Raw genomic sequence first — 24,320 nt, 5'->3', positions numbered from 1 at the left:
TCAATTGGCTAGTATAAATTCATATCTGACTTTTAATGGCAATTGCCGCGAAGCAATGACTTTTTATCAGGATTGTTTGGGGGGAGAATTAACCCTCGAAACGATTGAAGAATCAGCCCTTGCCGAAAAAATGCCCAATAATATGAAGCGGAGTATTATGCATGCTGTTTTAGCTAAAGACGATTTGGTGATTATGGCAACAGATATGGTAGAAGAACGAGGCTTAATTAAGGGAAATTCGATTTCTATGATGCTGAATTGTAATTCGGAAGAGGAGGCTCAGTCTTTTTATCATAAACTTTCAGCAGGAGGGAAGGCCTCGCACCCGCTACGGGAAACATTTTGGGGAGCGATTTTTGGCGATTTAACAGATCGCTTTGGGAATAATTGGTTAATTAATTACGATAAGAACAGGTAAATATGAAGAAGCTAAAAACATGGTATTGGATTGCCACCATTATTTTTGCGTTAATGATGATTATGGATGGCGTTGGAGGAATTACTCAACAGGAAGCAGGCAAAGAAGCACTTAAACACCTTGGTTACCCGATGTATCTGCTTATCATTGTTGGTATTGCAAAACTGCTGGGAGCAGCATCCATCTTGCAAAATAAATTTATGACCATTAAGGAATGGGCCTATGCAGGTTTTGCCATTAATTTTATTGGCGCTTTTGCGTCCAGGGCATTTGTTGGAGATGGTATATCACTTTTAATCGCTCCACTTGTTGCCCTGGTAATTATGTTTATCCCATACATTTTATGGAAGAAACTGGCATCAAATGTTAAAATTAGTTAAAACTAAACGGCTAGTTTAGTTAGCGGCTTTTCAGAACCAAATATTGTTAACTTTGGGTATTGTAAACAACCAAACACAATACATGAAACCATCGTGATTTTTAGATCCAGAAAAGGATAAATCATGAAATCTCATTACCATTAAACAAAAACACACGGATGAAAAAGAGCCTTTTATTCATAATCGCTTTATTATTTACAACCTCAGCATTTTCTCAGAATGTGATCCAGCTCTTCAATGGTGCGAACGACTTTTTTAAACTGTTGCAGGAAGAGAAATTTAAAGATGCTCACGCCTTCTTTGATGATACTTTAAAAACTAAATTAACAGAAGAGAGTTTAAAGAAACTTTGGGGAGATATTGGAACAAAATATGGAAAGGCAGAATCATTAGATGCCATTCAAAGTAAAGCCCAGGGCGAATTTTTCGCGGTAACGGTAGAAGGTAAATTTGCCAACGGTGATCAGAACTTTATCTTAGGTTTTAATAAACTACAGAAAATAGTGGGAATCTTCCTTGCACCTTCTCGAAAGGCGGCCGCTTATTTAAAACCGACTTATGTTGATACCAGTTTATACAAAGAAAAGTCTGTATACATTGGTCCGGCAGGAAAACAATTGGCGGCCATTATCACCACGCCAAAAAATGCTAAAAATTTCCCCGTAGTGGTTTTTGTACATGGCTCTGGTCCGGCCGATATGGATGAAACCGTTGGTGCGAATAAACCCTTTAAAGATCTGGCTGGCGGTTTAGCCTCTAAAGGAATTGCTTCTGTTCGTTATGTAAAACGAACCTTAATCTATCCGAACGAATTTAATAAAGCGTTTACAGTAAAAGAAGAAGTGCTGGATGATGCAACTGCAGCTATTGCACTCGCAAAAACTGTTGTTGGCGCTAATCCTAAAGCTGTTTATATATTCGGTCACAGTTTAGGGGGGATGTTAGCACCTAAAATGGCTACCATTACACCTGATTTAGCAGGGATTATTTTGGCGGCAGCACCTGCAAGAAAACTAACAGATATTATTGTAGATCAGAATAAGTATATGTTCGATCAGGCAAACGATACAACGGCTGCCTTTAAAAAGCAACTTGCAGATGCTTATGTGGAAATTGATAAAAGTAGAATTTCACAGTTGGGAACGACTATAAAACCCGATTCTTTAATTTTAGGACTGCCTGCAAAATATTGGACAGATTTGAATACCTATAATCAGGTTGCTGTAGCAAAAAGCCTTTCGAAACCTAAAATATATGTATTGCAGGGCGGTAATGATTTTCAGGTAGGCAAAGTAGACTTTGATTTATGGAATGCTGCCTTGAGTAAAAAGAAAAATGTGGTCCTTAAATTTTACCCAGATTTAAATCACTTGTTAAGTTCTCAAACCGAAAAGGGTACAATGGCCCAGTATCAAGCAGCTGTAAGTGTATCCGAAACTTTAGTTAACGATATTGCATTATGGATTAAGGCTAAATAATGTAAAATCACCCTATCGATAAACGAAAAAGCTCCGACCAAAATTCGGAGCTTTTTTTGTATTTCGCTGTTTTGCAGCAGGCATTCGTTAAGTAATTAACAAACAATTCAAAAAATAAGCGGTTTAAGTTTAGAGTATCTCATCTTAAATAGTTTGTTTATGGCAAAGAATAAAATTACTTTAAAAGGAATATGGGGCATTTTAAAAGCATCGTTTACAGGATTTAATAATCATAAAGTAACGAAACTTAGTGGCTCATTAGCCTATTATACGGTGTTTTCTATGGCGCCACTGCTCGTAGTTATTATTTCTTTGTGTGGTATATTTTTAGGACGAGAAATAGCCGAAGGCCAGGTTTATGCCCAGCTTGAAGGATTTTTAGGCAGGGAATCGGCCATTTCCTTACAACAGTTAATCAAAAATGCCTATTTGGATGGAAAAAGTACTATCGCTTTAATTGTTGGGATCATAACCCTATTAATTGGGGCCACTACCGTTTTTGGCGATATCCAGGATTCTATTAATACCATTTGGGGTTTAAAACCTAAACCGAAAAGAGGATGGGTGAAGTTGTTGCAAAACCGGTTCCTGTCATTTTCTGTAATTGTCAGTTTAGGCTTTGTACTGCTGGTTTCATTAGCGGTTACATCTGTACTTGATGCCTTTAGTAATCGTTTGCAAGCCCGGTTTGCCGAAATATCTGTTATCGTATTTTACATCCTTAATCAAATTGTAACCTTAGCCGTTATTTCATTAATATTCGGTGTAATATTTAAGGTATTGCCCGATGCAATTATAAAATGGCGTGATGTAATTGCTGGTGCGATAGTTACTGCTTTACTATTTATGATCGGTAAATTTGCCATTTCCATTTACATAGGGCAAAGCAATGTTGGAGGAACTTATGGAGCAACAGGCTCATTAGTAGTTGTGCTTTTATGGACTTATTACTCTTCTATCATTTTATATTTTGGTGCTGAATTTACCAAAGCCTATGCCGTTGCATTTGGATCTGAGATTTATCCTTCTCATTACGCGGTTACCACGAAAGAAATTGAGATAGAAACTGAGGGTAAATCTATTCAGGATAACCATCCCGAAATTAAAAAAGAGGTTAAAAAAGAAAGCTTAAAGTGATTTATTCACCCCAGGCGGTAATCATTAATCTTCTTTGCCCGCCATGGTTACGATGTTCGCAAAGATAAATGCCCTGCCAAGTACCAAGAGCCAGCCTGCCATTTCTAATCGGAATAGTAACAGAACTGCCTAAAAGTGCGGATTTTAAATGGGCAGGCATATCGTCCGATCCTTCATAGTCATGCTCATAATCGGGATCGTTTTCCTTTACGGTTTTATTAAAGAACATTTCAAAATCAACCCGAACTGTAGGATCTGCATTCTCATTGATGGTAAGCGAAGCAGAAGTATGCTGTATAAAAACCTGGCAAATACCAATGTTAATCTCGTCAATTTGAGGTAGCGCATCTTCTATTTCATCGGTAATGATATGGAAGCCCCTTCTTCTCTCTCTAAGCGCTAAAGCTTGTTGGTATATTTTCATTGATTTTAATTCTTTTTAAATTTCCAAAACATTATATCGGGAATTGATATGCTTTCAGATTCGTCAGACACTGTCTGACTTTTTAAAATCAGCAGACCTGTCCGTCATCTCGACTGTAGCGCAGCGGAATGGAGAGATCTTTGAATATCATTTATAGATCTCTCCACTACGGTCGAGATGACGACTAGCGTATTTTAATTAATTTCAGGATTCTACTTCAAAAACTCTACATTCCAGATTTTCTCTGCTTTTCTGCCAATTAGCCAAAAAGAGGCCGCCAATACAGAAAAGAATAAAGCTTTATGCCAACTGTCCCAGAAATACTCAAAATAACGTGTGTAAAGGTTAATAAATAGAAAAGTAATCCCGAATTCGCGGGCAATATCATCATGATATTTTAAGCCAAATAAAGTACTTGCTACACAAATAGCTCCTGAAATTAATGCCCAATAAAACAAACTTAGCTGCCTAACCTTGTACCATTCTTCTAAACTGGCAAAGTTGCCGAATACTGATAAAGCCCAAAGCGATACAAAAAGATAAACCATTCCAGCAATATAAGTAACCTGGAAAAAATTTTGTGTTTTGGGGAAAGCTTTCATGATGAAAGATGCTGCGGTTAATGCCGCACCGAAAACTACAAAGCGCAAAGGGTAATTCATGCCAAGGAAGTAATAATTCCATCGACTTAAATAGCCTGTTTCAGTACCAAACCAGGCACCTAAAGATATCAAAGCAAAAATCCAGATTAAACGCGAATTGAAGATATAACCTAAACTGCCATAAATGAAAACGGATATCAAAATAAGGATAGAGAAATTGCCAGAACCATTATCCAGTGCCTTTCCAAAATAAGCGATGGCATTAGCGGTAAGTAAAATTGCAGAAAAAACGATCGCTTCATTGCTGAATTTTAAATGCGCCAATTTCTTTTTCCTTCTAAAACCCAGAATATAAAGCCATGCCGCCAACCCACCAGAAACTATAGCAATTACAATATTTGGTGTGTTGTAAACCCTTTTTAAGTAGTTTAAAATCGAGTTATCAATTAATAAAGATCCAAGTGCAATAAAACCACAAGCCAAAGCTACCCAAAAAGCATATTGTGCCAAGCGTAACCAATCGAAATTTTTGGCCTCATAACTTTTACGGAGTTTATTGCCTGTTTCATCATTAATTAAGCCATCGCTTTGCCATTGCTCAATCATGTCATCAAGAAATTCACTCTTTTCTCTGTCAACTTTCATAGGTTAGGTTATACACGAAGATAGCTTTTTTAGTCCTTAGTCAAAAGTCCCGAGTCAGAAGTCCATATCGACTAAAGACTGTTGACTAAGGACTTCGGACTAACTAAATAATCTCTTTAATCTTCTTATTGTTCCCTACAATCCAAATTACATCACCGTTGTCGAATACAAAGTCTGAGGAAGGATTCAATATCCGATCAGTACCTCTTTCTATACCAACAACTAATGCCTGTGCTTTTTCACGGATACCTGCATTTCTAATACTTAACCCATAAACTGGCGATTCTGCATGAACAACTACCTTTTGCAAGGTCATTTCTTTATTCGGGAAATTACTTTCTTCGTCTGTTTCTGGAGCATCAACTTCTAAAAGTGCTTTAACAGCCGCCAATTGATCATCAGCACCAATCAACAGCAGTTTATCGTTCGGATAAAGCCGTTCATCTCTTCCTGGTGTTGGAATGTTATTTCTTCCACGCTCTATTAGTGCAATGTTTACACCGTATTTTTCCCTGATCATTAATTCGGTAAGCGTTTTTCCAACCACTTCCGATTCGGGAGAAACAGTGAGTTCTGTTAAGTGGGTATCCCAGGGCAAAATATTTGGTTTTTGGCTCTCACGTGCATTTAAGTTCAGCATGAAACGTCTTTCCAGTTTATCGTAAAAAGATTGCAGTTTCCTGGAGAAGATAACCATGCCTAAGATGATTAGGCCCAGTGCGATCACAGCAGCAATCCAGGTATCAAAAAACTCATACATTAAAAAACCTACGAAGAAAATGCCTAAGGCAATTCTGAAAAATTCTATTGCTATTAAGGGGCCTCGGGTATATTTTTTGTTTAGCCAGAGGTGAGAATAGGCTGTTCGTTGAATTCTTCGGATGGATAATGCCCATAAAAATGGCGACATTAAAATAAAGGAAGCCACAACGCTGATAATAATAGAAGTTAAACTATTGGAAATATTGCTCACAATAAAAGGCTGAACGTACCTGTAGGCTAAAAAGATGATCGCAATGATAATTACGGAGTGGATAATGGTATTGAAAATATAAGACCTCAATAAAACCTTCCAATCGCTTAATGTTGTAATTCCTTCGGTACTGGAACTGTACCTTTCGATTCCATCTAACCATTTTTTTGGTAAAGCACGGTTCAAATACTGGTAAAAAGGCTCTGATAGTTTAATCAAATATGGCGTAGTAAATGTAGTAATTGCCGCTGCAGCTACTGCAATAGGGTAAAGGAAATCGCTTGTTACTTTAAGGGTTAATCCTAATGAGGCAATGATGAATGAAAACTCTCCAATTTGTGCCAAACTCATGCCCGATTGTACCGAAGTTTTTAACGGCTGACCAGATAATAACGCGCCTAAAATGGTAAATAAGATTTTTCCTAAAATAATCACTAACGTAGCAACGATAATCGGTACTGCATATTTAACCAGCATAGAAGGATCGATCAGCATACCAACCGAAACAAAGAAAACAGCAGCAAATAAATCCTTTACCGATTTGGTTAAGTGTTCTATTCTTTCGGCCTGCGTGGTTTCGGCTAAAATAGAACCCATAATAAATGCACCCAGAGCAGGAGAGAAGCCTACCTTATCGGCCAATAATACCATTACCAAACATAAGGCTAAGGACACAACCAGCATGGTTTCGTCATTCATTAATTTCTTGGTTGCTTTAAGGAATGACGGAACCAAAAATATTCCGCCTAAGAACCAAAGCACTAAAAAGAAAGCCAGTTTTAAAATAGAATACAGCATTTCTGTACCTGCTGATTGCTGACTTACCGCTAAAGTAGAAAACAACACCAATAACAAAATGGCAACCAGATCTTCAACAATCAGAATCCCGAAAACCAGACCGGCAAACTTTTTATGTTTTAAGCCCAGTTCTTCGAAAGCTTTAATGGTAATCATGGTTGATGATATAGATAAGATTCCACCTAAAAATAGACTGTCCATATCTTTCCAGCCCATGCCTTTACCAACCAGATAACCGGCCAAAATGATAAATAAGACTTTTACAATTGCGGTGATGGAGGCCGAACCACCAACTTTAACCAGTTTTTTGAAACTGAATTCTAAACCAAGGCTAAATAAAAGGAAAATTACACCAATTTCGCCCCAAATGTTAATGCTCTTGGTATCGGTAACAGAAGGGAAAAAATCTAAATGTGAGCCCACCAACAGGCCAGCTAATATGTAGCCCAGAACCAGAGGCTGTTTAATTCGTTTAAATATGAGAGTGGTTATCCCTGCGGCAGCAAGGATTAATCCTAAATCGGCGATTAAATCGGGTAAATGCATCTATAAAAATGGGTAATGATGTTTAAATAATTTATTTCCGGATATAATTTAATATCTGGCATTTTATTGAAAAACCCACATTGAAGTGGTTGAAAAATGAAATTACTTACCAAAAAACATGTTTTGGATAGAGCATCTTAAACAGGCAACAATAATTATATTTTAATCTCTTAATTACAACTTTTGCATTGATCGTTTTGTTCTTGAAAAAAAGGAATAACAAAAAAGACAGGAGAACACAAACACTTGAAGATATTTTTACAATTGAACTGTTGATAAAATCCTTTTGTATCTGCTCATTATCCTGACTAAAATCAGAATTGGATTTGATGTTTTTTTTGCTTGAAATGAAACTTATTTTAGTGTTTTTAAATGGTACATCATTTCTTTTTTCCTGCGATGCGAAGACCGCAAAATTAATGGAGATAGATAGAAAGAAGATGATGTAAAAAAGCCTCATTGCTGCTAATATAACGAAAATGAGGCTTTTTTGAAAGGAAAATCTGATTAAAATTGATGCAGTCTTTCGGATATAATGCTTATTAGCCACAAACACTATGAGTATTATTATAAGAAATATTGATTAAATTTGTATGTAGATGATTAACGAATATTAAAAAAGTTGAATCTAATGAAAGAAGTAACGATTAAATATAAAAGCAATAAAACTTTGGAGGCACTTAAGGAATTAGGCAAATACTTGAATTTTTCTGTTGCGGATCATAAAGCTAAAACAAAGGTTAAAAAAGATGTCAGTATTAATGGTATTCCTGTAATCGTTGGAGATGGATCGATTGATATCTCCGAATTACATGATGTTTTTACAGGAAAGGATTTAAGTGCTGAGGAATTAAGAAATACTGCATGGCAAAGGAAAAAATAATTTGCGATACGGATGTATTAATAGATTATTTTGATAAAAATAAAAGTAGGAATGCATCAGCAACAGCGTTACTAGAAACGGCTATAGAATTAGATAATGTTATCATTTCATCCGTTACCAAAATGGAATTATTGTTTGGAGCCACTAATAAGTTAGATCTTAACACTATCAATAAAAAACTGAGTAGATTTAGTATTATATTAATTAACGAAAGAATAAACTTAACTGCAATTAATTTAATGCAGAGTTTTAAATTAAGCCATGGACTTGCAATACCTGATTCGTTAATTGCCGCAACAGCGATAGAAACCAAGCTAAAACTATTTACTTATAATCTAAAAGATTTTAGATTTATTAGTGATTTAACTTTGTATCCAGAGCAGTAATTACCCATTAAAATAAGCTAAAGTTGCTTCCTTGTCTTTTTGTAATTGAACAGTTAAAGCTTCTAATCCGGTAAATTTCACATCATGACGGAGGAATTTCAAAAAGTTCATCTTAATATCCTGTCCATAAATTTCTTGGTTAAAATCGAAAATATTAACCTCAATATTTCTGGTCATTCCGTTAATGGTTGGCCGCTGCCCAATGTAAGCCATGCCTTCGTAGATAGTTTTGAATGCGGGGCTTGGAGTTTGGAGTTGCTTAACCTCTAAACTCTCAACTCTAAACTCCGAACTCATCTCTACAGTTACTGCATAAATGCCATCGCCTGGAATCAGTTTGTAAGTTTCTTCTACAAAGATATTGGCTGTTGGGAAACCAATTGTTCTGCCGATTTTATCACCTTTAATTACCCTTCCAAAAATAGAAAAAGGGTAGCCTAGGTAATCGTTAGCCAAACTTACATCTCCTGCTAAAAGTGCCTGACGGATTTTCGTCGAGCTTACCGCAACATCATGAATATCCTGTTCCATAATTTCTTCTACACTAAAGCCATAATGTAAGCCAGCAGCTTTCAAATCGTTTAGGTTGCCCGAACGGTCTTTACCAAAGCGATGGTCATAACCAATAATAATATGCTTGGTGCCAATATTGTTCACCAGTGTGTTTTTTATATAATCTTCAGGCAGCTGATTAGAGAAATCTCTGGTAAATGGCGTGATGATTAAATGATCTACACCTAAACCTTTTAAAATTTCGGCTTTTTCATTAATGGTATTAATCATTTTTAGCTCCTGGTTTTCAGGATCAATGATCATTCTCGGGTGTGGAAAAAAAGTTAATATTACGCTTTCTCCGTTATCGGATTTTGCTTTTTCTACCAGTTGTTTAATAATTTTTTGGTGGCCGAAATGCACACCGTCAAAAGTGCCAATGGTTACAATGGCATTATCTAGTTTTTTAAAATCCGAAAGGTTATGATATATCTTCAATGGAATGGGAAATTAATGTAAGGCATGGCGTTTTACCACCCCGCCTTTTAAATCGGCAATTTGTTGTTGTATTACAAAGGCATCCGAATCAATCTGGCGAATGGCAGTTTGTAATTTGCTCATTTCTAGTTTGGTAACAACGGTGAAAATAATATCGATATCTTTCTTTTCTCCATAACCACCCTCACCTTTATAAATGGTAACCCCACGTTTCATTTCCTTGATGATGAATTCCTTAATCTCTTCCTGGTGCTCTGAAATAATGGTTACACCAGTATATTGTTCTATACCGTTTACAATGAAATCTATCGTGCTTGATGCGGATAAGTAAGTTAAAATCGCGTATAAGGCGGTTTCGATGTTCAGGTAATAAGCCGCAAAGGCAAAAATAATGATATTTAAGATCAGGATAATATTACCAACGGTTAAAATGCTGTTTTTACTGATATAAAGAGCTAAAACCTCTGTTCCATCAATTACACAGCCACCACGCATGGCCAATCCAATTCCTCCACCTAAAAACAAACCACCAAAAAATGCGATCAATAATTTGTCGTGAGTAATGGGCTGAAAGGGCAGAAAAATTAAAGCTACCGAGAGTGCCGCAATGGCGATAGCGGTTTTAAGGGCAAAGCCTTTACCAATTTGCCTATAACCTAAAATAACGAATGGAATATTAATGATAACAATAAGGTACGATAAATTCCAGCCTGTTAAGGTGCTTAGCAAAAGTGAAATCCCTGTAACACCACCATCAATAAAATGACTGGGCATTAAAAAGCTTTTTAAGCCAAAACATGCCGAAGTTACACCTGCAATAATTAAAAGAATTTCTTTTATAAATCTGATGTTCCTGTTTTTGATGCGGTTCATGCCTCTGCTTCAGTTTTAGCTTCTTCTTTTTTGCTACGAATATAATTAACAAGTTCTAATACCTCAAACGCATCTTTAAGCAAAAAGTTTCCGCTTCGGGTACGGGTAAGTTTAGAAAGATAAGCTCCGCCATTTAACTGTTTGCCAAAATCGGATATTAACGAGCGGATATAAGTACCTTTGCTGCATACAATTCTAAAATCGATCTCAGGGAGTTCAATTCGTGTAATTTCAAATGCTGGAACACTCACAAAACGTTTACGCAGTTCAACCTCCTCGCCTAATCTTGCTTTTACGTATAAACGTTCGCCATTTACTTTTACGGCAGAGTGAGCAGGTGGGTATTGTTCTATGTCGCCAATAAAAGGTTTACAGGCTGCATAAATCTCAGCTTCTGTAACTTTGCTAATATCGAAAGTCTGATCTACTTCTGTTTCCATATCGAATGATGGAGTAGTAGCGCCCAGAATCATTGTTCCGGTATATTCTTTCTCTTCAGCCTGAAAAGTATCGATCTGTTTGGTAAGCTTGCCTGTACAGATGATCAACAAGCCTGTAGCAAGGGGATCTAAAGTGCCGGCATGACCAACCTTTAGCTTTAGCGGTTTTAAAGAATTACGGATTTTGCCCACCACATCAAATGAAGTCCATTTGTATGGTTTGTTAATTAAGAGCAATTCGCCTTCAGCAAAATTGAAGTCTTTAAATTTTGAATTTTCGGTACTCACAAATCTTTTTTGCGCAAAGATACGGATTATATAATTTGTAAGTTGTGGCCACTCAATAGCAGGATGATAATAATTAAACCTGCAGCAATTCTATACCATCCAAATACTTTAAAACCATTTTTATTTAAGTACCCAATGAAGCTTTTTATGGCTAAGAGTGCCACTACAAAGGCAACAACATTACCAATAATTAAAAGATTGGTCTGATCATGTGTAATCGTATTGCCTTCTTTATAAAAATCGTAAAGTTTTTTTGCTGTTGCCGCAAACATGGTAGGTACTGCGAGGAAGAATGAAAATTCTGCGGCAACCTTTCTGCTTAATTTCTGACTCATACCACCAACAATAGTTGCTCCTGAACGCGATACGCCTGGTATCATGGCAATACATTGGAAGAAACCTATTTTCAGCGCTGTTAAATAGTTTACTTCCTCCTCTTCATTAATGGTTGGTTTGTTATACCATTTATCAACAAATAATAAGATAATGCCACCAACTAATAGCGAAATACCAACAGCCATCGGGCTTTCCAGTAATTCGTCTATTTTTTTACTTAATAGCAGGCCAAATATTGCTGCAGGAATAAATGCAACTAATAGTTTAATGTAGAAGTTTATTGATTTGAAGAACCTTTTGAAATAGAGTACCACCACTGACATTATAGCGCCCAATTGGATGGCAATGGTAAATAGTTTTACAAATGGATCTGATGCAATGCCCATAAACGATGAGGCAATAATCATGTGTCCGGTGCTCGATACAGGCAAAAATTCAGTTAATCCTTCAACAATGGCAAGGACAATGGCTTCAAAAGAGTTCATATTTATATGAAAAGATAAGAAATAAAGAGAACGCTTAATTTATTGATTAAGCGTTCTCAAGTATAATCCTTTAAGATGAAATTATTTTTTTAGGATCGCATAAATGCCAAAAGCAAAACCCGCCAACACCACTATCGGTGCCAATAAAGTTCTTCTGAAATCATAAATATCACCCGTGGTACCCATCATTAATATAAAGCCAACCGCAACAATTGCAATGCTGATTAATAATAACTGATAGTTTTTTTTTGTAAAAACCAATTCGCTTTTAACGTCCTTTACAACCGGACCTGTTTTTTTTTCTGCCATTATCTATAAAGATGATAAGATTTTAAACGTAAATATCTGCTTACCGCAAACCATGTACTAATACCTGTAATAAAAATACCTACAATTAAGAGGCCTATAAATACGAAGCCAAATTCCTGGTAGTTATTTAAAATAATAATCTCTGGTACTTCTTTGCGTGCATAAATTAAAGTTGCCAATAAAATAATGATGGCAATAAATGCCGCAATTAAGCCATGCAAAGCAGCAAACAATAAGAAAGGACGTCGAATAAAGTTTTTCGTTGCACCAACTAACTGCATACTTTTAATTAAAAAGCGTTGTGAGTAGATTGCTAGCCTTATGGTGTTGTTAATCAGTGCAATAGAAATAATTAATAGTAGTGCGGCAAAGGCCAAAATAATTAAGCCAATGGTGCTAATATTTTTGTTCACCATATCAATTAAAGAGCTTTGGTAAACCACCTCTTTAACTACGGGATTTTTAGAAATGCTTGCTTTTAAGGCATCGATGCTTTTATTGTTCGCAAATTCTGCTTTTAAATACACATCGAAGGTAGACGTTAGTGGGTTGTATCCTAAAAAGTTAACAAAATCTTCACCTAAATCCTGGGTTAAATTTCTCGCGGCAAGCTCTTTATTTACATATTGAGTTTGTTTTACCGCCGGGTTAGCATTTAACTCTTTCTGGAAAGCCAAAACATCCGCTTCTTTTGCACCTTCATCAACAATAATGTTTAAAACAATGTTTTCTTTAACATAGTTAGATAGGTTTTTGGCATGTACAAGTACCAAACCAAGCAGCCCCAGCATTAGTAAAACCAAGGCAATACTGATTATAGTAGAGATATAAACGGTTTTGGTTTTCTTAGATGCATCACTTACTTCGAATTCTTCCATGTATTTCATTTTTGTTTCTGCGAAAATATAAATTATACCTGATAAACACCAATTAATGATTGCTAAATGAATACTAACGTATGCGATTAGCTTTTAGTTTGAGGATTAAATTCTTTAACAAAATTTGATTTTTTTCGAAAGGCGGTACGAAATTTGTTGAAACGGCGTTAATTATGGATATCTTAAAACTAAATTTAACTATGAAAAGACAAATTACTATTCTGAGCCTATTCTTACTTATCGCCTCTACTATTGTTTCTTGTAAGAAAGATGATACTTCTTTAAAAGCCCAGATGTTAGGGAAATGGACGTTAAATAAAATTGTAACCTCTGGTTATACTGCTGAAGAAACATTAAAAGATCCGAAAAAGATTAATGGAACCGTTAACTATGGTACAACAAGTGATTATGTTGATTATAAATCAAATAATGATGACCAGGTGGAGTTGAGCTTATCAGGTAACAGAACCATTGGGACATATGTGATTATTTATTCAGATCAATTTAGCATGGACCTTAATGATGGATTGAATTATTGTAAAATAAACAGTATTTCTGCAAACAAGTTAGAGTTTACGGCCAAAATTGATAAAACAAACGTTACTAAAGTATATTCTTTATCAAGATAAGATCTTAATCCCCCGATTATTTGCTGCGCCATTGGTTTTTAAAATCAATGGCGCATTTTTTTTGTGGTGTCGGTTGTTCCCAACTGACACTAGTTGTGTACAAGATTCGCTATCATAATTATAAACAACAGTCAGATGGTAACATCTGACTGTTGAAGAAACAACACATTTTATCCATAACTTCTTCTGATTCTGCATTTCTGCTGGCAAAATATTATCCTGAATGTGCTTTTTTAAGCCCCTTAATTTCCGTAATTTCGCCCCTTTAAAAATTTAAAACTTGCAATGGATTACCAATTCAAAGAAATAGAACAAAAGTGGCAGAAATTTTGGGCAGATCATCAAACGTTTAAAGCCGAAAGCAAATCTGAAAAACCAAAATATTACGTGTTAGATATGTTTCCTTATCCATCAGGAGCAGGCTTGCACGTTGGTCATCCACTGGGTTACATTGCATCAGATATTTTTTCGAGATATAAACGCCTTAAAGGCTTCAACGTATTGCACCCAATGGGATACGATTCGTTCGGATTACCTGCAGAGCAATACGCCATACAAACTGGCCAGCATCCTGCCATTACCACCGAGGCAAACATTGCAACCTATCGTAGGCAATTAGATCAGATTGGTTTTTCTTTCGATTGGAGCAGAGAAGTACGTACCAGTGAACCTTCATATTACAAGTGGACGCAGTGGATTTTCATGCAGTTGTTCAACTCTTGGTACAACATCGAAAACGATAGGGCAGAAGATATCACCACTTTGATCGAAAAATTCAATGCTTCTGGTGCAGCTGATGTTAGAGCAGTTTGTGATGAAGATACTAAAGAATTTATGCCGAGCGATTGGGCAACCTTTACCGATGAAGAGAAACAGGTTGAATTGTTAAAATACCGTTTAACTTATCTCCGCGAGAGTACCGTAAACTGGTGTCCGGCTTTAGGAACCGTTTTAGCTAATGATGAGGTTAAAGACGGTTTCTCTGAGCGTGGCGGTTTCCCTGTGGAACAAAAGAAAATGATGCAGTGGAGCATGAGAATCACAGCTTATTCAGAAAGGCTTTTGCAAGGTTTAGATACGATCGACTGGCCAGAACCGATTAAAGAAATGCAGCGCAACTGGATTGGTAAAAGTGTTGGTGCATCAGTTAAATTTCAGGTAGAAGGAAACGACAAACAGATTGAAGTATTTACCACCCGTGTAGATACTATTTTTGGTGTTTCTTACCTCGTATTGGCTCCGGAGCATGAGTGGGTTGCAGAATTGACTACTCCTGAACAAAAACAGGACATTGCAAACTACATTGCTCAAACTAAAAAGAAATCAGAATTAGACCGTATGGCCGATACTAAAACGGTATCTGGTGCTTTTACAGGTACATATGTAATTAACCCTGTAAGTGGCGAACGCGTGCAATTGTGGATAGCTGATTATGTGCTGGCAGGTTACGGAACAGGTGCAGTTATGGGAGTTCCAAGTGGCGATCAACGCGATTGGTTATTTGCTACACACTTTAACTTACCGATTATCCAAATTTTAGATGGACAAAAAGATATAGATGTTCAGGCAGATCCAACTAAAGAAGGTAAATACATCAACTCAGGGTTTATTAACGGAATGGAATATAAAGAAGCTGTTTCGTTTTTGAATAACTGGTTAGAAGAAGAAAAAGTAGGGAAAGCAAAAGTAAACTTCCGTCAGCGCGATGCGATTTTTGGTCGCCAGCGTTATTGGGGGGAGCCGATTCCGGTTTACTTTAAGGATGGATTACCTTATTTGGTAAATGAGGAAGAATTGCCATTGTTGCTTCCGGAAATCGATAAATATTTACCAACTGAAACTGGTGAGCCACCTTTGGCGAGGGCTGAAGATTGGGTTCCGAAAGATGGTGGTCACTATGAATTAAGTACGATGCCGGGTTGGGCAGGAAGTAGCTGGTACTGGTACCGTTATATGGATGCCAATAATAACAACGATTTTGCATCAAAAGAAGCGGTTGAATATTGGAAAGATGTGGATTTGTACATCGGTGGTTCTGAGCATGCTACAGGTCACTTATTGTACAGCCGTTTCTGGAATAAATTTTTGAAAGATTTAGGTTATACCAAAGAAGAAGAACCTTTCAAAAAACTGATCAATCAAGGGATGATTCAGGGCAGAAGTAATTTTGTTTATCGTATTAACGATGAGAATGGAAAACCTACCAATACCTATGTTTCGGCGGGTTTAAGAAAAGAATACAAAACTTCGGCTTTGCACGTTGATGTAAACATTGTAGAAAACGAAATTCTCGATATAAATAAATTCAAAGCCTGGAGAGAAGAATACACTAACGCGGAATTTATTCTTGAAGGTGGAAAATACATTTGCGGTGTTGAAGTAGAAAAAATGTCTAAATCAAAATTCAATGTGGTTAATCCGGATGATTTGATTGAGCGTTACGGTGCCGATACTTTACGGATGTACGAAATGTTCTTAGGTCCGTTAGAACAGAGTAAACCTTGGAATACGAATGGTATCGAAGGTGTATTTAAGTTCTTGCGTAAATTCTGGCGTTTGTTCCACAACGAAGACTGGACTTTCCACGTAAACGATGCTGTGCCTACAAAAGCTGAATTGAAATCATTGCATAAAATCATTAAAAAAGTACAGGATGATATCGAGCGTTTCTCGTTCAATACCTCTGTATCGAGTTTTATGATTGCAGTAAATGAATTAACCGATCTGAAATGTAAAAACCGTCAGATTTTGGAAGATATGGTGATTATCCTTTCGCCTTATGCACCACATATCTGCGAAGAACTTTGGGTATTGTTAGGTAACGAAGCTGGAACTTTATCATATACTGCTTTCCCAACATTTAAACCTGAATATCTGGTTGAAGATGAGTTTGCCTATCCAGTTTCAATTAACGGTAAAATGAAAATGAACCTGAATTTGAGTTTAAATTTAGCTCAACCAGAAGTTGAAAGCATTTTATTGGCCGATGAACATTTTCAGAAATTTCTAGATGGGAAAATACCTAAAAAGATCATTTTCGTTAAAGGAAAAATTATTAACGTGGTGGTTTAAGGAGTCTAAAGCTTAAAGACTAAAGCGGAAAGCTTTCCTGCGAAGTTTATAAATGGAAACCCCAGGTTGATAGATCAATTTGGGGTTTTTCCATTTTATCATTATTGCTCTCGAATTCAGTTGGGGAGTAAAAAAAGAAACCCGAGCTATATTTTATACCCCGGGTTTTTATGAAAAGTGCAGGAAAACTTTAGTCTTTCTGCTTTATTCTTTCAGCTTTCTATCTTTCTCCTCTTTTCTTGTTTCCACCAAATCTTCTGTTGTTGCTGGCGTTGCGTGGTTTACCACTCATATTGCCATCACCACCTTTTTTAGCACCGCCGCCACCTTTAGATTGGGCTTGTGGTTTGCGTTTAATCTGGTTTTTGGCCAACATGCTTTCCCAGCTTAACGGATAAGGATGGTCATCAACTACTGGCAAAGTAATTTTAATCAGTTTTTGAATATCCAATAAGTATTCGTTTTCTTCTGCATCACAGAAAGAGATTGCAATACCGTTTGCACCAGCCCGGCCTGTACGGCCAATTCTGTGGACATAAGATTCAGGGATATTCGGCAATTCGAAATTGAAAACATGTGATAACTGATCAATATCAATACCACGGGCAGCAATATCAGTAGCTACCAAAACGCGGATTTTCCTATCCTTAAAATCAGTTAATGCCCTTTGTCTGGCATTTTGCGATTTGTTACCATGAATGGCAGCCGCTTTAATTCCAGCATGCGCTAAATCCTTAACAATTCGGTCTGCACCATGTTTGGTACGGGTAAAAACCAAAGCAGTTTCGATCTTTTTATCCTCAAGAAGGTGGATCAATAATTTCTTTTTATCAGGTTTGTCTACAAAATAAACCGATTGAACAATCGTTTCAGCAGTAGAAGAAATAGGGGTAACTTCTACTTTTGTCGGACTAGATAAAATCGTATTTGCCAACTTCTGGATTTCATCTGGCATGGTTGCCGAGAAAAATAGCGTCTGACGTTTAGCAGGCAATTTAGCCACCACTCTTTTCACATCGTGAATAAAGCCCATATCTAGCATACGGTCGGCCTCATCCAATACGAAAAGCTCAATAGTGTTTAAATTGATGAACCCCTGGTTCATTAAATCCAATAAACGGCCAGGTGTAGCTACTAAAATATCAACGCCTTTTCTTAAGGCTTCTACTTGTGAGTGTTGGTTTACTCCACCAAAAATTACCAGATGGCGTAAATTTAAATGACGACCATAAGCCTTAAAGCTTTCTTCAATCTGGATGGCAAGCTCACGTGTTGGCGTTAAAATTAACGCTTTTATGTTTTTTGTAGCTTTGGTATTGATGTGTTTTTCGTGTAATAACTGCAACATCGGGATGGCAAAGGCAGCGGTTTTTCCGGTACCGGTTTGCGCACAGCCTAATAAATCTTTGCCTTTTAATATTGTTGGGATGGATTGCTCCTGTATCGGTGTAGGTTGTGTATAACCTTCGGTCTCAAGGGCCTTTAGAATTGGCTCAATGAGGTTTAATTCTTTGAATAACATGTATGTTTCTGTGTAATATTTATCGAAGAAGCTAGAACAATCATTTGTTGAAGGACTAACTTGCGGAGAGAATATGCCATTCAGAATGGCAAGCCCTTATTCCTGCTTCGGCGGCAAAGATACAAAAAATGTATGAGAATTTACTATTTGATAAATGCAAACTCAAATCGTTATTTATTACACACATCTGTTATTGATCTAATACAATAATCCTTTTAGTTAGTATTTTATAGTCTATTTGTGAATGTATTTTTTGTATTATAATTATTTTTTATATGTATATTTATTTTTATTTAAGTGTATATTATACACTAATACATTGTTTACTAAAAAAAATGTCACTATGTAAATCATAAATAAATAATACCTAACAAGCCTATCTAACCTACCTACTTATGAGAAAAAATCTACCTATTGACAGGAGAAATCCATTCTTCTTGTATGCCGCAATCCGGCAAACTAAGCCACTTAAATATGTCATCGTAACTGATGGCAATAAACTGATGTTATTAAGCTTATTAACCTAGAAGCACATCAGCTGTATGAGTACGCATTATTTCACCTAATCAATATAAACCTATGAAACAAAATGTATCTTGTATCAAGAGGAGTTTTCTTCTCTTGTGTTTGGGGATGTTATTTGCCCTTGGCGCAATGGCCCAATCAAAAATCACTGGTAAAGTTATTGCCAGTGATGACAAATTACCTGTTATTGGCGCTACAATTAAAATTAAAGATGGTGTCGGAGGTACCACAACTGATGCAAATGGAGCATTTTCTATTGCGGCAAAACCTGCAGATGTACTGGTAGTTTCATTTATCGGCTACGGATCAAAAGAAGTTACCGTAGGCAACCAAACCAATATTACTATTGTTTTATTGGCCGAAAACAACAAATTATCAGAAGTGGTGGTAACCGGTTATTCGAGCCAGCGGAAAAAGGATCTTACCGGTGCTGTGGCCGTAGTGAGCATGGGCCTGTTAAAAGCCCAGCCTGCCGCCAGTGCAGTAGAAGCTTTACAGGGTAAGGCTACCGGGGTACAGATTATAAACGATGGAGCGCCGGGTTCTACACCGCAGATCCGCATCAGGGGTATCAGTACCATCAATAACAATGAACCACTTTATGTGATTGATGGTGTTCCTTTTGAAGGTAAATTATCCTGGCTTAACCAAAACGATATTGAAAGTATGCAGGTATTGAAGGATGCTTCCTCAGCCTCTATTTACGGATCGCGGGCCAATAATGGTGTAGTGATTATCACCACTAAAAAAGGAGTGGCCGGAGCACCAAAAATTACACTCGATTCTTATTATGGTACGCAGGCTCCACGAAAAGGTAGCTTCCCTGAAATGATGAATCCACAACAATATGCTCAATATGTATTTGATGGATATAAAAATGCTGGAAAAACAGTTGCCGCTGGTAAAAATTATGGTTCAGGGCCAACTCCTGTATTGCCCGACTATCTGGTAGCCGGTTCAAAATTAGGCCTGGATGTTGCCGCTGCAGATGCCGATCCTTCTAAATATAACTACAGCCGTGACCCTAATCTATTTTATCAGATTACAAGGGCAAATAAAGAAGGTACCAACTGGTTTGATGAGATTACTGAGTCAGCACCGATCCAGAATTATCAGATCAGTGCTACAGGTGGTGGCGAAAATGCAACCTATACTTTTTCGGGTGGATACCTTGATCAGAAAGGAACGATAAAATATACGGGTTTTAAAAGGTATAATTTGAGGTCAAACACGAGTATATCTGCTTTTAACAAACATGTCCGTTTTGGCGAAAATGCACAGTACAGTTATTCAGAAGGTTATGGTTTTGGTGTTAACCCTAATACACCCGGAAGTTATCAGGATCAGGGCAGTGCATTGGGATGGGCTTACCGTATCCCTACTATCATCCCGGTTTACGATATTGCCGGAAATTTTGCCGGTAGCCGTGGAAGTCAGTTGGGAAATGCAGAAAACCCGCTTGCTTTCCTTTACCGCGCCAAGGATAATAAAAACAAAAGCAATTTCTTCTTTGGAAATGTTTTCGCTGAAGGCGATATCCTTCCAGGACTTGTATTGAGAACCAATTTTGGTTTGCGCTATGAAAACTTTAACGGTCTGTCTATGCGTTATCCAAACTTAGAATTTTCTGAAGGGAACAACTCCAATAACCTGAACGAATACCAGGGTTATAATACCGAATGGACCTGGTCCAATACTTTAAACTACAGTAAGATTTTTAATGAGTTGCACCGTGTAAATGTCCTTGTTGGTACAGAGGCAATCAGATCAAGATCCCGTCAGTTAAATGCAGGCAGAAATGATTTCTTTATTCTGGGCAATCCGGATTATTATTACCTAAGTACTGGTTCTTCAAATATCAGCAATACCAGTTTTGGCTCTATCGGTTCACTATTCTCTTTATTCGGAAAGGTAGATTATTCATATCACGACCGTTATTTGGCAAGTATTACGTTCAGGCGTGATGGATCTTCGAACTTTGGTCCGAACAATAAATACGGTAATTACCCGGCGGCAAGTGTGGCCTGGAGATTATCGGAAGAGGAATTTATGAAGAGCATTAAATGGGTTAGCGATTTAAAACTCCGTGTAGGTTATGGCCAAACCGGAAATCAGCGGATACCGCCATACCAATACATTAACCGTTTCCAAAGTTCTATCATCAATTCTGCTTATGCTGTTGGTGGGGCAAATGGCTTAACTACCGGGGTTTGGCAAAATGCCTATCAAAATGCCGATGTAAAATGGGAGTCTTTAAAAGCGCTGAACATTGGGCTTGATTTTAGCCTTTTGGGTGGTGCTGTAGACGGATCTGTTGATTGGTACAATAAAAAAACCTCTGATATGCTTTATAACCTTCCTTTACCATCTAGTGTGGTTGGTTTAGGCAGCTCACCATTCGTTAACATTGGTGATATGAGCAATAAAGGGATCGAATTTAATGTCGCTTATCATTATGGCATCAAAGACAACAATCCGTTTAAATTTGATATTGGACTGAATTTTTCTAAAAACAAAAATGAGATTGTAAGGTTGGCCCCTGGTATTTTTAACCAGATTTATGGCAACTATAGAAGTTTACAAACCAGTGTATTGCAGGAGGGTGCACCATTTGGTTCATTTTTCGGATACAAAACTGCTGGGATTTACCAAAGTACCGCAGATATTCAGGCTAATCCATCGTATGCAGGTGCCAGGGTTGGTGGTTTGCGTTATCAGGACATTAACGGCGATGGGGCAATCGATCCTAAAGACCGGACCATTATCGGAGATCCAAATCCTAATTTTACCGCTGGGATAAATTTAAACGCATCTTACAAAAACTTTGATATTGCTGCATTTATTTATGGCGTTCAGGGAAACGATATTTTTCAGGCTACACGCTACTTCACCGATTTCCCTTCTTTTGATGGCGCTAAAAGTACGAGGTTGCTAAATGCATGGAGTCCTTCAAATCCAACCAGTCTTACACCTTCTGCTTATGCGGGTGCTTCAGACCTGGAGTTTGCCTCATCGAGCTATTACATTCAGGACGGAAGTTTTTTAAGGTTAAAGAATATACAGCTCGGCTACTCGATCCCTACTGCTAAAGCATTTGGTGCCAATTCGCCAATCAGTAAATTGAGGGTATATGTGAGTGCAACCAATTTATTCACAATAACGAAATATACTGGTATGGACCCAGAGGTGAGTCAGATTACAGATACTTTCTCTGCTCCAGGGGTAGATCAAGGTGTTTATCCTTCTCCCCGTCAGTTTTTAATTGGTATTAATGTTGGATTTTAATTAAAAGAAACAAAGATGAAACATATAAAATATATTCTGCTCTCCTTCCTGATCTTTTCTACTTTCTCGTGTAAGAAGGAATTTTTGAACCTGCAACCTCAGGGCGAGCTTACAGAAGCTCAATTAACCACACAAGATGGGGTAGAGGGCCTACTGGTAGGTGCTTATGGACTGTTAAACGGTAATGTGAATGGTACTTATGGTAATTATGGTGCTGCACCGAGCCAATGGCTTTTTGGGGAAGTCGCTTCAGATAATGCCCATAAAGGCAGTAGCGTTGGCGATCAGCCCCCTATGAACGCCATTGAGCAGCATTCGCCAACCAGTACTAACGATAACTTATCCAACCTTTGGGACAGGTGTTTTGAAGGTATTCAACGTTGTAACAATACACTTAAAATACTGGCTAATTTACAGGCGGGCAATGGTTCTGCCAAGTTTGATGATGCCCGCACTAAAGAGATACAAGGTGAAGCCCGTTTATTACGTGCGCATTACTATTTCTTTCTGGTAAGGGTATTTAAATTGGTTCCTTACGTTACTGAAGCCACTAGTGGTACCTTCGTTCCAAACGATAAAGACATTTATCCAAATATTGTGACTGATCTTCAATTTGCTGTAGCCAACCTAAGTACAACCAAACCTAAAAACCAAAAAGGAAGGGTTGATAAATACGCTGCACAGGCATATCTCGGTAAAGTATTCTTATATCAGAAAAAATATACGGAAGCTTACGACCTGCTGAATGCGGTAATTTTGGCTAAAGCAGATCTAACCACCATGCCTTATGCGGATAATTTCGATATTACCAAAGAAGACGGACCAGAAACTATTATGTCTGTTCAACATTCGGTAGGTACTGATGGTACAGGTGGTGATAATGGAAATGTTGGCGATATCCTGAATTTTCCTTACGGTAATACCCCGATCAACTGTTGCGGTTTCTTCCAGCCTTCTATTGATCTGGCTAATTCATTCAAAGTTGATCTAGCTGGTTTGCCATTGCTGGATGGTAGTTACCGTACCAACCCCTACAAATCAGATTTTGGATTAACCGGAGCTGCAAAAGACAATTATGTGGTAGATAAAACCCTTCCATTAGATCCGCGTATAGAATCGACTATTGGCAGGCGTGGTGTTCCTTACCGCGATTGGGGTATAATGGCCGGTGATACCTGGATCCGTGATGCTTCCAACGGTGGTCCGTTTGTTGCCGTTAAAAATACAATAGAGGCTGCGCAGGTTGCCAGCGGAACTGCACCAGGTACCACCAATGTAACCGGGTTAAATGTAAACTTGATCCGCCTGGGTGATGTTTACCTTATGGCAGCAGAATGTGCGGTAGAAAAAGGCGACCTGCCAAGGGCTTTAACTCTGGTGAATGCTGTAAGAGCTAGGGCAGCTAAAATAACACCTCAATCTATAAACGGGGTACCAGCTGCAGCTTACAAGGTTAGTCAATATGTATCATTTCCAAATGATACCTACGCCAGAAATGCGGTACGTTTTGAACGTAGATTAGAATTGGCTATGGAAGGCCATAGGTTTTTCGATCTTGTGCGCTGGGGCATAGCCAAACAAACGCTAGAAAGCTATTTCTTATTTGAAGGCGGATATTTCGACTATTTAAAAGGAATCAGTATAGAAAGCAGAGATGAGTATTTCCCTTTACCTCAGGACCAGATTGATAGGAGTAAAGGCACACTTAAACAAAGTCCGGGTTATTGAGCGACATGAATGATTTGCGTGAGCAAATCAATGCTGTCTGATTGATGAGGGAGGGCCCCTCGGTATCGGCTTACAGGAGCAGGTACCAAACCTCCTCTAAGCTGCTTGGATTAAGTGTCCTGGTAGTGAGCGTTAGAGGAAAAGGCATCTTAGAGGTGTCAGGTGAGTATAAAGAAGATGAATGCAAATGAACTGCCGAAGAGGCGTCGAAAGGATTAGATGATGTCAAAACTAAAGTACAGTAACACTTTATTATCAGCAGAGAGGATGACCTGTTTACCGTCTCTGTG

Annotated in this window: 21 protein-coding genes; 11 read left to right on the top strand and 10 right to left on the bottom strand. The window is 37.7% G+C overall.

The window, feature by feature from the left end:
• The first annotated feature begins 4 nt into the window (after positions 1-4).
• The 4 genes from EZ456_RS20525 to EZ456_RS20510 all read left to right on the top strand — a co-directional run bounded on the left by EZ456_RS20525 (position 5) and on the right by EZ456_RS20510 (position 3,413).
• A complete protein-coding gene (locus EZ456_RS20525; protein ID WP_131533387.1) occupies positions 5-418 on the top strand; it encodes a VOC family protein in 414 nt (137 codons plus the stop codon).
• 2 nt (positions 419-420) lie between these two features.
• Positions 421-798, top strand: coding sequence for a DoxX family protein (locus tag EZ456_RS20520; protein WP_131533385.1), 378 nt, complete (start codon positions 421-423; stop codon positions 796-798).
• Between the two features lie 158 nt (positions 799-956).
• The gene (locus EZ456_RS20515; RefSeq protein WP_131533383.1) at positions 957-2,276 is read left to right on the top strand and encodes an alpha/beta hydrolase; all 1,320 of its coding nucleotides are present in this window, start codon (positions 957-959) and stop codon (positions 2,274-2,276) included.
• A gap of 159 nt (positions 2,277-2,435) precedes the next feature.
• A complete protein-coding gene (locus tag EZ456_RS20510; RefSeq protein ID WP_131533381.1) occupies positions 2,436-3,413 on the top strand; it encodes a YihY/virulence factor BrkB family protein in 978 nt (325 codons plus the stop codon).
• A gap of 1 nt (position 3,414) precedes the next feature.
• On the opposite strand, the gene EZ456_RS20505 is transcribed toward EZ456_RS20510, so the two are convergent.
• The 3 genes from EZ456_RS20505 to EZ456_RS20495 form a co-directional block, all read right to left on the bottom strand.
• Positions 3,415-3,837 (bottom strand): secondary thiamine-phosphate synthase enzyme YjbQ, encoded by a 423-nt coding sequence (locus tag EZ456_RS20505; RefSeq protein ID WP_131533379.1) that lies wholly within the window; start codon positions 3,835-3,837, stop codon positions 3,415-3,417.
• 212 nt (positions 3,838-4,049) lie between these two features.
• Positions 4,050-5,084 carry a DUF2157 domain-containing protein gene (locus tag EZ456_RS20500; protein ID WP_131533377.1) on the bottom strand — a complete coding sequence of 345 codons (1,035 nt, stop codon included), beginning with the start codon at positions 5,082-5,084 and terminating at the stop codon, positions 4,050-4,052.
• Between the two features lie 103 nt (positions 5,085-5,187).
• Positions 5,188-7,401, bottom strand: coding sequence for a cation:proton antiporter domain-containing protein (locus EZ456_RS20495; protein WP_131533375.1), 2,214 nt, complete (start codon positions 7,399-7,401; stop codon positions 5,188-5,190).
• A gap of 631 nt (positions 7,402-8,032) precedes the next feature.
• On the opposite strand from EZ456_RS20495, the gene EZ456_RS20490 reads away from it, so the two are divergent.
• Both EZ456_RS20490 and EZ456_RS20485 read left to right on the top strand, forming a co-directional pair.
• Positions 8,033-8,284 carry a hypothetical protein gene (locus tag EZ456_RS20490; RefSeq protein ID WP_131533373.1) on the top strand — a complete coding sequence of 84 codons (252 nt, stop codon included), beginning with the start codon at positions 8,033-8,035 and terminating at the stop codon, positions 8,282-8,284.
• Positions 8,266-8,670, top strand: a complete 405-nt coding sequence (locus EZ456_RS20485) for a type II toxin-antitoxin system VapC family toxin (RefSeq protein WP_131533371.1) — start codon at positions 8,266-8,268, stop codon at positions 8,668-8,670. Before EZ456_RS20490 ends, EZ456_RS20485 begins: the two co-directional genes overlap by 19 nt.
• Here EZ456_RS20485 and EZ456_RS20480 read toward each other — a convergent pair whose 3' ends face one another.
• The 6 genes from EZ456_RS20480 to EZ456_RS20455 form a co-directional block, all read right to left on the bottom strand.
• Positions 8,671-9,660 (bottom strand): bifunctional riboflavin kinase/FAD synthetase, encoded by a 990-nt coding sequence (locus EZ456_RS20480; RefSeq protein WP_131533369.1) that lies wholly within the window; start codon positions 9,658-9,660, stop codon positions 8,671-8,673.
• Positions 9,661-9,672: 12 nt separating this feature from the next.
• On the bottom strand, positions 9,673-10,533 hold the full coding sequence (locus tag EZ456_RS20475; RefSeq protein WP_131533367.1) for a YitT family protein: 861 nt from the start codon (positions 10,531-10,533) through the stop codon (positions 9,673-9,675).
• Positions 10,530-11,261, bottom strand: coding sequence for a tRNA pseudouridine(55) synthase TruB (gene truB, locus EZ456_RS20470; RefSeq protein WP_131533365.1), 732 nt, complete (start codon positions 11,259-11,261; stop codon positions 10,530-10,532). The genes EZ456_RS20475 and truB overlap by 4 nt, the downstream gene beginning before the upstream one ends.
• A 26-nt stretch (positions 11,262-11,287) precedes the next feature.
• A complete protein-coding gene (locus tag EZ456_RS20465; protein ID WP_131533364.1) occupies positions 11,288-12,082 on the bottom strand; it encodes an undecaprenyl-diphosphate phosphatase in 795 nt (264 codons plus the stop codon).
• 81 nt (positions 12,083-12,163) lie between these two features.
• Positions 12,164-12,391, bottom strand: a complete 228-nt coding sequence (locus tag EZ456_RS20460) for a DUF3098 domain-containing protein (RefSeq protein ID WP_029275801.1) — start codon at positions 12,389-12,391, stop codon at positions 12,164-12,166.
• On the bottom strand, positions 12,391-13,269 hold the full coding sequence (locus EZ456_RS20455) for a cell division protein FtsX (RefSeq protein WP_131533362.1): 879 nt from the start codon (positions 13,267-13,269) through the stop codon (positions 12,391-12,393). The genes EZ456_RS20460 and EZ456_RS20455 overlap by 1 nt, the downstream gene beginning before the upstream one ends.
• 200 nt (positions 13,270-13,469) lie before the next feature.
• Here EZ456_RS20455 and EZ456_RS20450 point away from each other — a divergent pair, with 200 nt between their 5' ends.
• Both EZ456_RS20450 and leuS read left to right on the top strand, forming a co-directional pair.
• Positions 13,470-13,898: a hypothetical protein gene (locus EZ456_RS20450; RefSeq protein WP_131533360.1), complete on the top strand. Its 429-nt coding sequence runs from the start codon at positions 13,470-13,472 to the stop codon at positions 13,896-13,898.
• 285 nt (positions 13,899-14,183) lie between these two features.
• On the top strand, positions 14,184-16,970 hold the full coding sequence (gene leuS / locus EZ456_RS20445; protein WP_131533358.1) for a leucine--tRNA ligase: 2,787 nt from the start codon (positions 14,184-14,186) through the stop codon (positions 16,968-16,970).
• Between the two features lie 220 nt (positions 16,971-17,190).
• Here leuS and EZ456_RS20440 read toward each other — a convergent pair whose 3' ends face one another.
• Positions 17,191-18,492, bottom strand: a complete 1,302-nt coding sequence (locus EZ456_RS20440; RefSeq protein ID WP_131533356.1) for a DEAD/DEAH box helicase — start codon at positions 18,490-18,492, stop codon at positions 17,191-17,193.
• Between the two features lie 395 nt (positions 18,493-18,887).
• Here EZ456_RS20440 and EZ456_RS25685 point away from each other — a divergent pair, with 395 nt between their 5' ends.
• From EZ456_RS25685 to EZ456_RS20430, 3 genes are read left to right on the top strand one after another with little or no spacing between them, the layout of a single operon-like run.
• Positions 18,888-19,019 (top strand): hypothetical protein, encoded by a 132-nt coding sequence (locus EZ456_RS25685; RefSeq protein ID WP_262712013.1) that lies wholly within the window; start codon positions 18,888-18,890, stop codon positions 19,017-19,019.
• Positions 19,020-19,071: 52 nt separating this feature from the next.
• On the top strand, positions 19,072-22,302 hold the full coding sequence (locus tag EZ456_RS20435; RefSeq protein ID WP_131533354.1) for a SusC/RagA family TonB-linked outer membrane protein: 3,231 nt from the start codon (positions 19,072-19,074) through the stop codon (positions 22,300-22,302).
• A gap of 15 nt (positions 22,303-22,317) precedes the next feature.
• The gene (locus tag EZ456_RS20430) at positions 22,318-24,030 is read left to right on the top strand and encodes a RagB/SusD family nutrient uptake outer membrane protein (RefSeq protein ID WP_131533352.1); all 1,713 of its coding nucleotides are present in this window, start codon (positions 22,318-22,320) and stop codon (positions 24,028-24,030) included.
• Positions 24,031-24,320 lie beyond the last annotated feature (290 nt).

The organism is Pedobacter psychrodurus, from assembly GCF_004331735.1.
GTDB classification, from domain to species: Bacteria; Bacteroidota; Bacteroidia; order Sphingobacteriales; family Sphingobacteriaceae; genus Pedobacter; species Pedobacter psychrodurus.
Note: the sequence above shows the minus strand (reverse complement) of the source record. Positions and strands in the feature narration are given on the sequence as shown.